The organism is Klebsiella sp. K47 (assembly GCF_051858335.1).
Lineage (GTDB): Bacteria > Pseudomonadota > Gammaproteobacteria > Enterobacterales > Enterobacteriaceae > Klebsiella > Klebsiella pneumoniae.
On the sequence record NZ_JBPYUI010000036.1, the window covers coordinates 10,755 to 26,456 of the forward strand.

The 15,702-nt window shown below is 62.0% G+C and carries 15 protein-coding genes; 2 read left to right on the plus strand and 13 right to left on the minus strand.

The genetic code is table 11. From position 1 onward, the window contains the following. Positions 1-2: 2 nt before the first annotated feature. The 10 genes from RRF55_RS24360 to RRF55_RS24405 form a co-directional block, all read right to left on the minus strand. Entirely contained in the window at positions 3-557 is a 555-nt protein-coding gene (locus RRF55_RS24360; protein ID WP_004189556.1) for a DsbE family thiol:disulfide interchange protein, read from the minus strand. Continuing rightward, positions 554-2,506, minus strand: coding sequence for a heme lyase CcmF/NrfE family subunit (locus RRF55_RS24365; RefSeq protein ID WP_032415094.1), 1,953 nt, complete (start codon positions 2,504-2,506; stop codon positions 554-556). The genes RRF55_RS24360 and RRF55_RS24365 overlap by 4 nt, the downstream gene beginning before the upstream one ends. Continuing rightward, a complete protein-coding gene (gene ccmE / locus RRF55_RS24370) occupies positions 2,503-2,961 on the minus strand; it encodes a cytochrome c maturation protein CcmE (RefSeq protein ID WP_004180275.1) in 459 nt (152 codons plus the stop codon). The genes RRF55_RS24365 and ccmE overlap by 4 nt, the downstream gene beginning before the upstream one ends. Beyond that, entirely contained in the window at positions 2,945-3,175 is a 231-nt protein-coding gene (gene ccmD, locus RRF55_RS24375; RefSeq protein WP_004143390.1) for a heme exporter protein CcmD, read from the minus strand. The genes ccmE and ccmD overlap by 17 nt, the downstream gene beginning before the upstream one ends. Continuing rightward, on the minus strand, positions 3,172-3,909 hold the full coding sequence (locus RRF55_RS24380; protein WP_002908223.1) for a heme ABC transporter permease: 738 nt from the start codon (positions 3,907-3,909) through the stop codon (positions 3,172-3,174). The genes ccmD and RRF55_RS24380 overlap by 4 nt, the downstream gene beginning before the upstream one ends. 49 nt (positions 3,910-3,958) lie before the next feature. Further along, positions 3,959-4,618 carry a heme exporter protein CcmB gene (ccmB, locus tag RRF55_RS24385; RefSeq protein ID WP_004898742.1) on the minus strand — a complete coding sequence of 220 codons (660 nt, stop codon included), beginning with the start codon at positions 4,616-4,618 and terminating at the stop codon, positions 3,959-3,961. Continuing rightward, positions 4,615-5,238 (minus strand): cytochrome c biogenesis heme-transporting ATPase CcmA, encoded by a 624-nt coding sequence (gene ccmA / locus RRF55_RS24390; RefSeq protein ID WP_004184335.1) that lies wholly within the window; start codon positions 5,236-5,238, stop codon positions 4,615-4,617. The genes ccmB and ccmA overlap by 4 nt, the downstream gene beginning before the upstream one ends. Positions 5,239-5,321: 83 nt before the next feature. Beyond that, complete coding sequence (locus tag RRF55_RS24395; RefSeq protein ID WP_072198173.1) at positions 5,322-6,662, minus strand: c-type cytochrome; 1,341 nt, start codon at positions 6,660-6,662, stop codon at positions 5,322-5,324. A gap of 10 nt (positions 6,663-6,672) precedes the next feature. Beyond that, positions 6,673-8,457, minus strand: coding sequence for a GMC family oxidoreductase (locus RRF55_RS24400; protein WP_032415095.1), 1,785 nt, complete (start codon positions 8,455-8,457; stop codon positions 6,673-6,675). A gap of 2 nt (positions 8,458-8,459) precedes the next feature. Continuing rightward, positions 8,460-9,215 (minus strand): gluconate 2-dehydrogenase subunit 3 family protein, encoded by a 756-nt coding sequence (locus RRF55_RS24405; protein ID WP_077254434.1) that lies wholly within the window; start codon positions 9,213-9,215, stop codon positions 8,460-8,462. A 501-nt stretch (positions 9,216-9,716) separates the two neighbouring features. Here RRF55_RS24405 and RRF55_RS24410 point away from each other — a divergent pair. After that, positions 9,717-10,088 carry a VOC family protein gene (locus RRF55_RS24410; RefSeq protein ID WP_002908289.1) on the plus strand — a complete coding sequence of 124 codons (372 nt, stop codon included), beginning with the start codon at positions 9,717-9,719 and terminating at the stop codon, positions 10,086-10,088. A 7-nt stretch (positions 10,089-10,095) separates the two neighbouring features. Here the strand turns inward: RRF55_RS24410 and RRF55_RS24415 are convergent, their stop codons facing one another. The 3 genes from RRF55_RS24415 to RRF55_RS24425 all read right to left on the minus strand — a co-directional run bounded on the left by RRF55_RS24415 (position 10,096) and on the right by RRF55_RS24425 (position 14,090). Further along, complete coding sequence (locus tag RRF55_RS24415) at positions 10,096-11,166, minus strand: ABC transporter ATP-binding protein (protein WP_002908292.1); 1,071 nt, start codon at positions 11,164-11,166, stop codon at positions 10,096-10,098. Continuing rightward, entirely contained in the window at positions 11,159-12,928 is a 1,770-nt protein-coding gene (locus RRF55_RS24420; RefSeq protein ID WP_008804520.1) for an ABC transporter permease, read from the minus strand. The genes RRF55_RS24415 and RRF55_RS24420 overlap by 8 nt, the downstream gene beginning before the upstream one ends. Before the next feature lie 73 nt (positions 12,929-13,001). Then, complete coding sequence (locus tag RRF55_RS24425; RefSeq protein WP_032415098.1) at positions 13,002-14,090, minus strand: ABC transporter substrate-binding protein; 1,089 nt, start codon at positions 14,088-14,090, stop codon at positions 13,002-13,004. A gap of 302 nt (positions 14,091-14,392) precedes the next feature. Here RRF55_RS24425 and RRF55_RS24430 point away from each other — a divergent pair, with 302 nt between their 5' ends. Next, entirely contained in the window at positions 14,393-15,472 is a 1,080-nt protein-coding gene (locus RRF55_RS24430) for a malate/lactate/ureidoglycolate dehydrogenase (protein WP_032415099.1), read from the plus strand. Positions 15,473-15,702 lie beyond the last annotated feature (230 nt).

Genomic DNA, 15,702 nt, shown 5'->3' on the forward strand with positions numbered 1-15,702 from the left:
CATCAGCCCGCCCTCCGGTTGTATTGATCCCACAGCGGCTGGAGCTCCTCGCGCCACACCCGTTCGTTCAGGTCGCCGGCGTGCCGCCAGCGGATAATGCCCTGACCGTCGATGAGAAACGTCTCCGGCGCGCCATAGACCCCGAGATCCAGGCCAAGCATGCCGTTGCCGTCGTAGAGGCTCAGCCTGTAGGGATTACCCAGGCGCTGCAGCCAGCTCATCGCCTTCTGGCGATCGTCTTTGTAGTTCATCCCCACCACCCGCACGCCCTGCTGCGCCAGGCCGTTGAGAAACTGATGCTCGGCGCGACAGGTTGGACACCAGGTGGCCCAGACGTTGAGCAGCAGCGGCTTGCCGTCAATCAGCGTCCGTCGGTCCAGCGTCTGACCGGGGGTATTCAGCGCTTCAAGGCGAAATTCCGGCAGCGGTTTGCCAATCAGCGCCGACTCGAGGGTCGTCGGGTCATCGCCCTCGGCGTTGCGCATCAGTTGCCAGAACAGCGCGGCGGCCAGCGCCAGAAACAGCACCAGCGGGATAAACAGTAGCTTCCGGTTCATGAGGCCTCCTGCAGCTTCTTACGCATCCGGTAGCGCGGGTCGAGCATGCAGCACAGACCGCCGAGGGCCATCAGCACCCCGCCGTACCAGATCCAGCGAACGAACGGTTTATAGTACAGACGCACCGCCCAGCTGCCGTCGCTCAGCTCTTCCCCTAGCGCGGCGTACAGATCGCGGGTCAGCCCGCCGCTGATCGCCGCCTCGGTCATCATCATCCGGCTGGCGGTGTAAAAGCGTTTCTCGGCATACAGCGTCGCTTCCGGGCGGCCGTTGCGGGTCACGGCGATAATGCCTTCGCCGCCGGTCCAGTTGGGGCCGACGATATTGCGCACGCCGTTAAACACAAAGTGATAGAGGTGGATATCGATGCTGTCGCCGGGGCGCATCCGTACATCGCGCTCCACGCTGTAGTTCTGGCTGAAGGTGATGCCGATAACGGTCACCGCCACGCCGACGTGGCCAAGCACCATCCCCCACTGGCTGCGGGTCAGAGTGCGCAGGCCGCGCCAGAAGCCGTGGCGATGGGTGGCCCGTTCGTGAACCTCCATCAGGGCGAAGATCAGCACCCACAGGGCCATCATCAGGCCTATGACCGCCATGGCGGTGATACGGTCCTGCAGCAGCCACGGCAGCGCCAGAGAAAGTGACAACGTCACCAGCAGAGCGATAATCAGGCGCTTAATCTGCCTGGCGACGTCATCGCGCCGCCAGCGGATCAGCGGTCCCAGCCCCAGCAGCAGCGCAAACGGCGCCATCAGGGCGGTGAACATGGTGTTAAAGAACGGCTCGCCGATGGAGATGCTGCCGAGGCCCAGCTCCTTATGCACCAGCGGCAGCAGCGTCCCGAGGAGCACCACCAGCATCGCGGCCATCAGCAAGATATTGTTGCCAAGCAGGAACGACTCGCGCGACCACAGCGTATGTTCCACCCGCGCCCGCACCCGGCCGCCCTTCAGGGCGTACAGCAGCAGCGACCCGCCGATGGCGACAATCAGCAGTACCAGAATAAACAGCCCGCGCGACGGATCCGAGGCGAAGGCATGCACCGAAACCAGCACCCCGGAGCGCACCAGGAAGGTGCCCAGCAGGCACAGGGAGAAGGCGGCGATGGCCAGCAGCACCGTCCAGGCGCGGAAGCTGCCCCGCTTTTCGGTCACCGCCAGGGAGTGCAGCAGCGCGGTTCCCACCAGCCACGGCATAAACGAGGCGTTTTCCACCGGGTCCCAGAACCACCAGCCGCCCCAGCCCAGTTCGTAGTATGCCCACGCCGAGCCCAGCACGATGCCGAGAGTGAGGAACATCCATGCCGCCTGGGTCCAGGGACGCGACCAGCGCGCCCAGGCAGTATCCAGCCGGCCCGCCAGCAGCGAGGCGATGGCGAAGGCGAAAGCCACCGAGAAGCCGACGTAACCCATATAGAGGATCGGCGGATGGAAAATCATGCCGATATCCTGCAGCAGCGGATTGAGGTCGCGGCCATCAATGGGGTACTGCGGCAGGCCGCGGCTGAACGGGTTGGAGGTCAAGAGGATAAACAGCAGGAACCCAAAGGCGATCATCCCCATCACCGCCAGCACCCGGGCGACGGCGTCGAGCGGCATCCGGCGGCTGAAGATGGCGACGGCGAAGGTCCAGACGCTGAGCAGCAGAACCCACAGCAGCAGCGAGCCCTCGTGCGCCCCCCAGGTCGCCGCTACCCGATACCACACCGGCAGCGCGCTGTTGGAGTTTTCCGCCACGTAGCGGACGGTAAAGTCATTGACCACAAAGGCGTGCACCAGCAGCAGGAAGGCGCCGCCGATACAGGCGAATAGCCCACAGGCCAGCGGCCGCGCCAGGGCCATCAGCCGCCGATCCTGCCGCGCCGCGCCCCACAGGGGATAGACGCTCAGGAGCAGCGCCAGCCCCGCCGCCAGACACAATAAAAAGTTGCCCAGCTCCGGCATCATGGCTGCGTCCCCGTTTTCTCCGGCGTCATGGCGTTTTTCACCTCCGGCGGCGTGTAATTTTCATCATGTTTGGCCAGCACCTGCTGGGCGGTAATATGCCGCTCGCCGTCCAGCACGCCCTGGGCCACCACGCCCTGCCCTTCACGAAACAGGTCCGGCAAAATGCCCTTATAGCTGACGTCCACCACCCCGCGGGCGTCATACAGCTTAAAGCGCACGTCGAGAGTTTGCGGGTCGCGCTGCAGGGAGCCCGGCTGAACGTAGCCCCCCACCCGCAGGCGCTGCCCGGTATGGGGTAGCGCCCGGGTTTCCGTTTTACCGTAGATAATTTCCCCCGGGGTGTAGAACAGATCGATATTGCTGCTCAGGGCGTACAGCGTCAGGCTGACGGTTAGCCCGAGGCCGGCGAGCACCGCCAGCACGATATACAGCCGGGTTTTACGACGCGCTTGCATCCGCGGCCTCCTTGTCGTGTTCGCGGGCGGCAGCGATCCGCCGCTCGCGCGCCTGCTGGCGTCGTACCTCATGGAACAGCGCCCGCCGCGCCCACAGGGTATGCACCGTCAGCAGGCCAAAGGCGGCGACGGTCACGGCCACCGCCAGCCAGACGTACACGGCATAGCCGCCCATATTCAGGAAGGCGGCGAAAGACGAAAAGGCGGGGCTCATCGGGCGGCTCCTTTATTCACCAGCGCCACCACCCACGGTCGACGGCGCTCCAGTTGCAGGATCAGGTTACGCAGGCGCATCAGGGTCAGGGTGACCGACAGCGTGAGGAAGGCAAAGATGCAGATCCGCAGCGGCAGACGCATGCTTGGGTCGATGGTTTGCTGCAGGTTGGTCGAGCCCTGGTGCAGGGTGTTCCACCAGTAGACCGAGTAATGAATGATGGGCAGATTGACCACCCCGACCAGCACGAGGATCCCGGCCGCGCGCCCGGCCAGCCGCCGGTCGTCAAAGGCGTGCCACAGGGCGATGACCCCGGCATACAGAAACAGCAGCACCAGCTCCGAGGTCAGACGGGCGTCCCAGATCCACCAGGTCCCCCACATCGGCTTGCCCCATGCCGCGCCGCTGACCAGCGCCACCAGGGTGCAGACCGCCCCCACCGGCGCCAGGGCGGCGATCGCCAGATCGGCCATTTTGATCTGCCAGACCACCCCGACGAAGGCCGCGACGGCCATCGCCAGGTACAGCCCCATCGACCACATCGCCGCCGGGACGTGAAGGTACATGATCCGGTAGCTTTCCCCCTGCTGATAGTCCGCGGGGGCGAAGCCAAAGCCCCACCCCAGGCCGATGACCAGCAACAGCGCGCTCAACGCCGCCAGCCAGGGGATCCAGCATCCGCACAGGCGGTACAGCCGCTCGGGGATCGCCAGTTGATGTAACGCTTTCCACATAGACGCTTACTCACACGGTTATGATGGCCGCGCCCGCAGGCGCAGCGAGTTATCGCACGGTCAGCCGCAGCGCAGCGGCGGTGGCGAACGGACACAGGGTGGCGCTGGCGGTTAAGAACGCCGCCAGCATCGCCAGATAGCCGCCGACCGGGAGCTCGGCGGCGGCCGCCTGGCAGGCCGCGGTGGCGAAAATCAGCAGCGGCACCGCCAGCGGCAGCACCAGCAGGCTCAGCAGGACGCCGCCGCGCTTCAGGCCGACCGTCAGGCCAACCCCCACCGCGCCGAGAAAACTGAGCGTCGGGGTGCCGAGCAGCAAGGTCAGCGCCAGCACACCGGCGTCATGCAGACTCATCCCCAGCAGCAGCGCCGCCAGCGGCGAGACGATCAGCAGCGGCAGGCCGCTCATCATCCAGTGGGCAACCACCTTCACCAGCACCACCGCCACCAGCGGCGTCGGCAGGAGCATCAGTTGCTCCAGGGAACCGTCCTGCCAGTCGTCGCGAAACAACCGATCCATCACCAGCAGCGCCGCCAGCAGCGCGGCGACCCACACCACGCCCGGCGCAATCTGCGCGAGCAGCTGCGGCGCGGCGCCTACGCCGAACGGAAACAGGGTGATGACGATCAGAAAGAACCAGAGCGGATTGAGGATCTCCGCCCCGCTGCGCCACGCCAGGCGCAGTTCCCGGGCCAACAGCGCACGCATCATTGCCCGCCTCCAGCCTCGCCGCCGAGGCGCAGGGTGCGCAACGGACAGCCCAGCGGCCGCAGCGGCTGGTGGGTGGTGAGGATGGCGCATCCCCCCTGCCGGGCGTGCTGCTCCAGGCGACGGGTCAGGGTTTCCATCGCCGTGGCGTCGAGGGCGGTGAACGGCTCATCGAGGATCCACAGCGGCGCGTCGGTTAACCACAGGCGGGTGAGCGCCACCCGACGCTGCTGCCCGGCGGAGAGCTGGCTCAAGGGGAGGTCTTCATAGCCCGCCAGGCCGACGGCGGCGAGGGCGCTTTCCCGCTGCTGAAGGCGGCTGGCCGGAAAGAAGAAACGCAGGTTTTCATCGGCGGTCAGCGCCGCGTTAACGCCGGGTTTATGGCCCAGCCACAGCAGCTGACGGTGAAATGACTCCCGGACCTTCGCCAGCGGCTGGCCCTGCCAGCTCACCACCCCGCTTTCCGGGCGCGCCAGGCCGCAGAGGATCCGCAGCAGCGAGGTTTTCCCCGCGCCGTTATCACCGGCGATCTGCAGCAGCTCGCCGGCAGCGAGGGACAGCGTCAGCGCCGCAAACAGCGGTCGATCGTCAACGATGCAGGTCAGTCGCTCTGCATGCAGCATGAAGGCAAACTCCTTGATTCAGACAGTATTTTACGTCGTCGCTAAGTATGGGTTGCGCCGCGCGGGCGACGCAACCCTGACGGTTACTGTCCGGCCCCCGGCAGCTTCGAGATATCGGCGTTGCCTAACGCCTTCTCATCATGCGCCGCAGTCTCCGTACGCACCTTCGCCACATCGCTGGCGCTGACCGCCGGCGCGTTGTTGCCCCAGCTGGTGCGGATGAAGTTGACCACATCCGCCACCTGCTGGTCGTCCAGACGCCAGCCGAACGACGGCATGGTCAGGTTGGAGACCGCGTCTTTCACCGCCGGCGTGGTGCTCCCGGTCAGAACGATATGGATAAGCGAAGTGGCATCTTCGGTCTGCACCACCGGATTGCCCTTCAGCGACGGGAAGGCGCGTTTATAGCCTACGCCGTCGGTGCGGTGGCAGGCGGCGCAGTTATCGACGTACAGCGCGGCGCCGGTTTTGCTGTCGTTACCCTTCCACAGATCTTTCGCCACGCTGTCTTCCACCGGGGCTGGGGTCTGTTTGCCGCCGCGCGGCGGGAGCGACTTCAGATAGCGGGCGATGGCGGTGATGTCGTCATCAGAGAGATACTGCAGACTGTGCTCTACCACATCGCTCATGCCGCCGAAGACCACCGATTTATCGTTACGTCCGGTTTTGAGGAACTCGGCCAGCTCGGCTTCGCTCCAGGTCCCCAGACCGTCGCGGTTTTCGCCGCGCAGGCTGGAGGCAACCCAGCCGTCAATCGGCGCATTGCTGCCCGCCAGGTAATCATCGCCTTCGCTTTCGCTGAGCGCTTTTTCCTGCATCGTCAGGCTACGCGGGGTATGACAGGCGCCGCAGTGGCCCAGGCCTTCCACCAGATAGCGGCCGCGCTCCAGCACCGGGTCAACCTGCGGGTTGGCGACAAAGTCGCTCGGCGTCGGGGCGAAGATGCCGCGCCAGAACGCCAGCGGCCAGCGCATCGACAGCGGCCATGGGATGTCGGTGTCCTTGTTGGCGACATTCACCGGCTCCACGCCGTGCATAAAGTAGGCGTACATGGCGCGCATGTCCGCTTCGCTGATCCGCGCGAACGAGGGATACGGCATCGCCGGATAGAGCGTGGAACCGTCTTTCCGCACGCCCTTGCGCACCGCGTCGTCGAACTCTTCGAAGGTGTACCCGCCGATGCCGTGTTCTTTATCCGGCGTGATATTGGTGGAGTAGATGGTGCCGATCGGCGTCTCCATCGGCAAACCGCCGGCGAAAGGTTTCCCTGCTTTGCCGTTGGTGTGGCAGGCGACACAGTCCCCCGCCCGCGCCAGATACTCCCCCTGCTTAATCAGATTGCTGTCCGCAGGCGCCTCTTCGGCGAAGGCCGCGCAGCTCAATGCCCCAAGCACCAGGGCCGATAACCATTGCATTTTCATCATCTGCCTTCCTTTATGCCTGCACCAGGGGACCCGGATTTTTCAGATACTGCTCACGGATCGCCTTCGCTGACCAGTAGGCCAGCGCGGCCACCGTGCCGGTTGGGTTGTAGCCCAGCCCCTGCGGGAACGCGGAGGCGCCGATGACGAAGACGTTATGCACGTCCCAGCTTTGCAGATAACGGTTAACGGCGCTGGTTTTCGGATCTTCCCCCATCACCGCCCCACCGTTCATATGGGTGGTCTGGTAGGTGGTGGTATCAAAGTGGCTGTTGGCGTTTTTTGGGCTGCCGAGGATATATTTCGGCTTCATCGCTTTGGCGATCGTCACCATCTTATCGAACATAAACTGCGCCATCTTGATGTCGTTTTCCTGCCAGTCGAAGGTCATGCGCAGCAGCGGCTGGCCAAAGACGTTTTTGTAGTTCGGATCAAGATCGAGGTAGTTCTGCCGATAGGACTGGTGCGCGCCGTGGGCATCCATCGACAGGTGATGGGTGTAGGTGTCGGCCACCGCCGCTTTCCACTTGCTGCCCCACGCCGGGGTGCCCGGCGGTACCGGGAAACCGGAGATGGGCTTGGTCCCGGCCTGGTTGACCCAGAACGGCGAACCGCCGACAAAGCCCGCCGCGCCGTGGTCGAAGTTGTCGGCGTTGAAGTCGTCGACGCCGACGCCGTTGCCGCCCGCGCCGATAAACGGATTGGTATAGGTGTCTTTGTCGAAAATGGCCTTGATGGTGGTCATGTTCTGGTAGGCGAAGTTACGCCCTACCACCCCTTCGCCGGTCTCCGGATTGTACGGTTTGCCGATCCCGGAGAGCAGCATCAGGTGCACGTTGTGGAACTGGAAGGCGCCGATAATCACCAGGTCCGCCGGCTGTTCCATTTCGCGCCCCTGGCCGTCGACGTAGGTCACGCCGGTGGCGCGGGATTTGTCGTCGGTCAGGTTGACCTTCAGCACGTTGGCGTTAGTCCGCAGCTCAAAGCGTTTTTCCTGGCGCAGCGCCGGCAGAATGTTCACGTTCGGCGAGGCTTTAGAGTACATGTAGCAGGCGTAGCCGCTGCAGAAACCGCAGAAGTTGCACGGGCCCATCTGCGCGCCGTAGGGGTTGGTATAGGAGTCGGAGGTGTTGGCCGACGGCAGGTTATAGGGGTGATACCCCACTTCCAGCGCCGCTTTTTCAAACAGCTGCGCCGACCAGGTGTTTTTCTGCGCCGGCAGCGGGAAGTCGTCCGAGCGGTCCGGGGCGAAGGCGTTGCCGCCGCGGCCTTTGCCGACGACCTTGCCTTTGATCGACCAGGCGGTCCCGGAAGTACCGAATACTTTTTCCGCTTTATCGAAGAACGGTTCCAGCTCGTCGTAGGTGACGCCGAAATCCTGGATGATCATATCCTGGGGGATGAAGTTTTTGCCGTAGCGTTCTTCATAGTGGCTGCGCATCCGCAGCTCAATGGGATCGACGCGGAAATGGACGCCGGACCAGTGCAGCCCGGCGCCGCCCACGCCGGTACCCGGCAGGAAGGCCGCCAGCTGGCGATAGGGCACCGCCTGTTGGCTGGTGTTATGCCGGATGGTGACGGTGCTTTTCGACAGATCCTGGAACAGCTTGCGGCGGATGTTGTAGGTCAGCTCATCAATAACCTGCGGATAGGCGCCGTCCGGCCAGGTGTCGCGCATCGGGCCGCGCTCCAGCGCGACGACGTTGAGCCCCGCTTCGGTCAGCTCTTTGGCCATGATCGCCCCAACCCAGCCGAAGCCGACGATCGCGACATCGGTTTTTTTCAATACGGTGGCCATGATTACGCCCTCTCCCCATTAATTGATACCGGCGGGAAGGGGTAGCGTTCGCCCCGTTCAACCCAGTCCATAAAGTCGGCGCGCGCGCCGGGAAAATTAATCAGCGTCCAGCCGACCATGCCTTTATTGCCGCCATGCATCGGGTCGCTGAAGAACCCTTCGCGGGTGTTTTGCAGCAGATAGGTGAAGAACAGCGAGGCCGGCAGCTGTTTGAACTCGGCTTTACCCGATTCCCACAGGCCGAGCGCCTCGTCCTGCTGCTCGCTGCTCAGTTCAGCGAAGGTTTTATGATATTTGTCCTGACACCACGCCTCGGCGTCGGCGATCCCGAGGTTATAGATCTGTTTGGGCACCAACGGCAGCTGATAACCCATCTCTTTCGGCACGTCGGGATTGAAGGGCCCCTGCATATACCAGATGGAGCCGGTGGCGTAAGGGGTATTGAGCTGGCGGTCGATAAACTCGGGCACGCCGGCCTCTTTGGCGCCGGGACCGAGTTCATCCGCCGGGATTAAGCGAGCGACGGCGGCGTTGATAAACGCCCACTCACGATCGTTGAAGAACTGCGGCTTCCAGTCGCTGGCCGCCGCGGTGTTCCCGGAGGCTGGCTCTGAAGCGGGGGCCGCCTGCGCGGTCGCGCTGGTGGCCACGCCAATAGCCCCTGCTCCCGCGCCGCCGATCACCACCGTCGGGATCAGCGCCATCGATTTCACCAGGAAATCACGCCTGGAATTGTTGGTTTTCTCGCTCGACATCATCACATTCCTGTCACTGAAAATTACTGTTTTTGTCGCTGACAAAACCAGTGAATGTCGTGCTGGAACCGATACCATTGCGCTTTTAAACCGCTTAGCGTCTGGCCCGGCCCGGCAAGTCGGATAAAACATCGCCAGAGGCGATATCATTTATAGGGTTATCGTTTGGATAGTAGACGATTCTCAACGAAACGCGGAAAATCGGAGAGAAATTCACCGGTCTGTCATCGTGAGAAGAGTGCTGCCATAACCTTGAGGCGGTAAACCAGCGGCATTCACACCGCGCTGAGCTTACCCATGCGCCAAAAAAGAGTGACTTGTATCACAAATGTTATTTTTTGTTTATGGTACATGGCAGATTAAACGTCTGTAAATACTCGTATTAGGAATAATTAAACATTTTGAGCTGTTAAAAAAGTTAATAACCGTTGTTAACTATCTTGTATCTATTGTCCGGCTAGCGCCTTCAGCTGGCGATATCCCATCCACAGGAGAAGAGAAGATATGTTCGATCATGTGAAATTCGGCGTTAGCGACTATGCCGCCAGCAAAGCGTTCTTTTTGCAGGCCCTGGCCCCGCTTGGCGTAACGTTGGTTGGCGAAGGCGAACCGAGCTACGGCGCAGAGCTGGCCGGCAGCGGCGATGCTTCTCTATGCCTCTATCAAAGTGCGGAAAAACCGGCGCCGCTGCACATTGCCTTTCGCGCCGACAGCCGCGAGCAGGTCGATGCCTTCTGGCAGGCGGCGCTGGCCGCCGGAGGAAAGGACAACGGCGCGCCGGGGCTACGGCCAAACTACCACGCCAGTTACTACGCCGCGTTTGTGATTGCGCCAGACGGACACAATATTGAAGCCGTGTGCCATCTGGCGGGGTAACGGGCGGCTACCGCTGCGGAAAAATCCACACATCCTCCGCCGGGAGCGTCAGATGGCAGTGTTCGGCATCGCGCAGCGCCGTTCCGTAGGCGCGCAGCGGAAAGTCGTCGCCTTCGGTACGGAACAGGTACTCCCAGCGGTCGCCGAGGTACATGCTGGTCAGCAGCGGTAGCTGGAGGCTGTTATCCTGCGCTGCGCCGTCAAGTCGCAGGCGCTCGACGCGGATCACCGCCGTCGCCGGCTCGCCAACGCTAACCCCCTCGCCCGCTCGCCCCCACAGGCTCCAGCTGGCGCCTTCGATCCGTGCCCTGCCGTTCTCCAGCGCCATTACTTTGCCGTGCAGGCGGTTATTGCTGCCCATAAACTCAGCGGCGAACAGCGTCGCCGGGCTGCCGTACATCTCCTGCGGCGTCCCCTGTTGCTCAATGACGCCATTGTTCAGCAGCAGAATACGATCGGAGATGGCCATTGCTTCATTCTGATCGTGGGTGACCATTAGCGCCGAGAGGCCCAGCTTAATGATCAGCTCGCGCAAAAACACCCGCGCCTCTTCGCGCAGCTTGGCGTCAAGGTTGGAGAGCGGTTCATCCAGCAGGATCACCGGCGGGTTGTAAACCAGCGCCCGGCCGATGGCCACCCGCTGCTGCTGGCCACCGGAGAGCTGGTGCGGATGGCGGTTGCCAAGGTGCCCCAGCCCCAGCTGATCCAGCACACGCTGCACCCGCTCTTTTATCTCCCCCGCAGCCACTTTACGCAGCTTCAGCGGATAGGCCACATTGTCGAACACCGTTTTGTGCGGCCACAGGGCATAGGACTGGAAGACCAGGCCGAGGTTACGCTCTTCGGCCGGGATCTCGCTGCGCGGCGTGCCGTCGTACACCGTGCGGTTGCCGATGGCGATCCGTCCGCTCGTCGGTTTTTCCAGCCCGGCCACCGCCCGCAGTAGCGTGGTTTTGCCGCTTCCCGAAGGCCCCAGCAGCGACACCACCTCTCCCCGGCCAAGCGTCATGGAAACCCCCTTCAGCACCGGGTTGTCGCCATAGGTGAGATGCAGATTTTCTACCGATAACTCAATCATGTAATTTCACTCCAAAGCGCAGGGCGATACCAAGGCCAATCACCACCAGCAGAATATTGATAAAGGAGAGCGCCGCGACGATATCGATGGCCCCCGCCGCCCACAGCGACACCAGCATCGAGCCGATGGTTTCGGTACCCGGCGACAGCAGATAGACGCCGGTGGAATACTCACGCTCAAAGATAAGGAACATCAGCAGCCAGGAGCCAATCAGCCCATAGCGCGACAGCGGGACGGTCACGTGGCGGGTGATCTGCCCCCGGGAAGCGCCGGTGCTGCGCGCCGCCTCCTCCAGCTCCGGGCCCACCTGCAGCAGCGTCGAAGAGATGAGCCGCAGGCCGTAAGCCATCCATACCACGGTGTAGGCCAGCCAGACGCTGAAGATAGTGTTGCGCAGGGCGCGCAGTTGCACGATAAGGTGTTCGCGCAGCCAGTCGGCCACCGGCAGCGCCGAGAGCCAGCCGTGCTTCAGCGACTGATCGAGCCACATCGGCACAAACAGGAACACCCACAGGAAGGCCAGACCGGCCAGCAGCCCCGGCACCGCACGCGGGACCAGCACGCTGTAGTCGAGAAAGCGGGTGACGTTGTCCGCTTTGCGGTGCATGGCGATGCCGACAAACAGATAGCAGATCACCGCCAGCGCGCCGCCGACGATGCCGATAGCCATCGAGTTGACGATCGCCCGCAGCAGGTTGGGCTGCTGCCAGATATTGTGGAACGTCGCCAGCGACAGCTCATCCCACAGCGACACCCCGACGCCCCAGTTGGAGATAAAGGCGCGCAGCGCCACGCCGAGCAGCGGTACGCCGATGGTCACCGTCAGCCAGGCCACCACCACCGCCCCGGCCACCCAGCGCCATTTGCCCAGCGGCAGCGCCCGCGCCTGCGACGCCTTGCCCTTCATGGTGACAAAGCGGTTGGCGGTGCGCATCAGTCGCCGCTGGAGCATCACCAGCGGGATGGTAATGCAGATCAGCACCACCGCTACCGCCGCCATCAGATGGTAGGATGGGGTGCCGAGCTTGTTGGTCAGCTTATAAAGATAGGTCGCCAGCACCATGTTGCCCTCGGGGTCGCCCAGCACCAGCATCAGACCGAAAACCTCCAGACCGAGGAAGAAGAGCAGCACGCAGGCGTAAAGGATGGATGGCCGCACCATCGGCAGACTCACCGAGGTCATCACCTGCAGCGGGGTAGCGCCGACGGTGCGCGCCGCCTCTTCCACGTCGGAACCGACGCTGCGCAGCGCCGAAGAGATATAAAGATAGGCGTGCGGAACGTGGGTTAAGCCGGCGATGACCACAATGCTGAACATCGAGTAGATATTCCACGGCACAAAGCCGATCAGCTGCTGCGCCCACTGGGAAAAGAAGCCTACCGGCCCGGCGGCCACCACGTAGCCAAAGCCCAGCACCATCGGCGAGACGAAGATCGGCACCAGGATCAGCGGCTCAATGATCCGCCGGCCGGGTAAATCGGTGCGCACCATCAGAAACGCCAAAATACCGCCCAGTGGAATGGCGATAATCACCAGGCCAAAGGCCAGAATAAAACCTGACCTTAATGCCAGATAAAAATCCGGGTCGGTAAAAATAAAGGCGAAGGCTTCCAGACTCCACGATTTGGAGCGGGAAAAGAACGGTGCCGAAAGAAAACTCTGCACCACAATAAATAACAGTGGGACATAAATCACCAGCGCCGTGATGCACACCACCACGCCGCGCGGCAGCCCCTGCCACTTTCTGCGTAATACGTTCATGGTTCATCCCTTCGGTCAGGTGAATAAACCCGCCGGGTGTGAATAGGGGCATCGGCGATGCCCCTGAGGAGGATTATTTCGCGGCGGCGCTGCGCCATTGTTTAATAAACTGCAGACGTTTTTGCGGCTGTAAATAATCGAGCAGCGTTTCGTTGACCGGGATAGGTTTTAACGCTTTGCCCAACAGCGCGGTCATACCATCGATATCATTTTTACCTTCAATATCGCGACGAATAGAGGGAATATCCGCCTGGCTGGCGAGGATCTGCTGGCCTTTTTCCGACAAGACATAGTCGAGCCACAATTTTGCCGCATTGGGATGTTCGCTCTCCTGGCTAATAAACGAGACGCGGGAGAGCACCAGCACGTAATCTTTCGGATAGGCAATACCTAAAGAGGGATCGTTTTTCGCCCGCGCTTCGGCATAAGAGCCAAGAATGTTATAGCCGATCAGGTTTTCGCCGGAGGAGACGCGCTCCATCATTGTGCCGGTGGAAGACTGCACCGTCAGGCCGCCTTTGGCGATATTCGCCAGGTCGGCAAAATAGTTCGCGTCGGCCTGGCTGTCCTGTACCGCCAGCATAAAGCCGAGGCCCGATTTTTCGATATCGTAGGTGGTGACTTTGCCTTTAAATTTATCGGCCTGGCTGGCGATAAGTTTTGCCAGCGCGGTATGCGAATCCGGAACCTCATTCTGCGGGATCAGCCGTTTGTTATAGATAAACACCACCGGCTCATAGGTAGTGCCATAGGCTTTTTGCTGCCAGACCGCCCAGTCGGGTAATTGCTTCACCTCCGGCGAGGCATATTGTTCGGCGTATTCGGTGGCTAATTTCAGCGCGGTATCCATCGATGAGCTCCACACCACATCCCCGCTGCCGCCCCCGGCGGCCTGTTCGCTGATATAGCGGTTATACAGCTCAGTACTGTTCATGTCGTTATATTCGACTTTTACACCCGGGTATTGCGCTTCAAATCCCTTAATTAACGGCCCGGCCGCTTTGGTATCGGTCGTGGAATAGATCACCACCTTGCCCTCTTTTACGGCGGCATCAATCGTTTTTTGATAATCCGCGGGATAGCCCGCAGGCACCTCCGCCCAGGCGGCACAGGCGAAAACGGCCGTCAGTGAAACCACTAAACCACTTATTTTCTTATACATGATACCAACCTTTAATCATCAATTAATAAACACAAATTTAACATATAGTGGTATCAGCTCCCCTTGCAACGACGGGGATGGCTTTTTTCTGGCTTTTGTGACACTGGCAGAATTTAAAAATGTGGTGTTTATGGCGTTAATTAAAACGCGATCCCGGCCCGGTTTTTTATCGTCTGTCGTATGCGCAGGCGCTGGCGCAGCGGCATGTCGCCGGGAGACGCCGCCCTTGACCTTCTGCGCCGGGCGGCGCAGCATAAAACGGCAAACATAACAAAATAACAACAGACTACAGGAGAGAATCAGTGCCTACAGGACACCGCTTTCTGGCGACGGATCTGCATCAGTTTGTCGTCTCACTGTTTACCCATCTCGGCAGTACCCCAGGGGAAGCCACCCTCGTCGCGGACCATCTGATCGCCGCCAATCTTGCCGGGCATGACTCCCACGGCGTCGGGATGATCCCCAGCTACGTCAAATCCCACGCCGGTGGTTTTCTGCAGCTCAACCGCCACGCCACGGTGACCAAAGACGCCGGCGCCGTGGTCACCCTCGACGGCAACGCCGGCTTCGGCCAGGTGGTCGCCCACGAAGCGATGCAGTTAGGCATTGAAAAGGCGAAGCAGCATGGTATGGCGGCTATCGCCCTGCGCAATGCGCATCACGTCGGTCGCATCGGCTACTGGGCCGAACAGTGCGCCGCCGCCGGGCTGATCTCCATTCACTTCGTCAGCGTCATCGGCGACCCGATGGTCGCCCCGTTCCGCGGGAAGGACAGCCGCTTCGGCACCAACCCGTTGTGCGTGGTGTTTCCCCGCGCGGGCCATCCGCCGCTGCTGCTGGACTACGCCACCAGCGCCATCGCCTTTGGTAAAACCCGCGTCGCCTGGCATAAAGGCGAAGCCGTGGCCCCCGGCTGCCTGATTGACGCCGAGGGTCGACCCACTACCGACCCGGCGGTGATGCAGACCTCGCCGCTGGGCGCCCTACTCACCTTCGCCCAGCACAAAGGCTATGCCCTGGCGACGCTGTGCGAAGTGCTCGGCGGCGCGCTCTCCGGCGGGCAAACCACCCATCAGGAGAGCCTGCAGACCAGCGTCGACGCCATCTTTAACTGCATGACCACGATCATCCTGCGCCCGGACGCGTTCGATGCCCCAGACAGCCAGGCGCAGACGGAGGCCTTTATCGCATGGTGTAAGCAGTCGCCGCACGATGCCGATGCCCCGGTGCTGGCGCCCGGCGAATGGGAGGCCGCCAACCGCGAAGCGCGGCTGGCGCAGGGGATCCCGCTGGATGCCGGCAGCTGGCAGGCAATCTGCGCCGCCGCGCGCGACGTCGGCCTGAGCGAATCGCACTTCGACCTCTGCCGCCCTCTCGCCTAGCCGCGTGTTACCCCGCAGAGCGTCTGACGTCGGCGCTCTGCGTCATCGTCATTAGTGACGAGGTCATGCTCCCGTCATCAATCTCTTTTCATTTTTCAATACAGATCAAGAGTTTAAATTCTGGCACAAGACCTGCATAGCGCAACAGGCCTGCGTCTGCATCACCACCAGGCGATACCGCGATCGTTGTCCGTCGGGCCCGGCGCGACAGCGATCCTCAGTTCACTGTT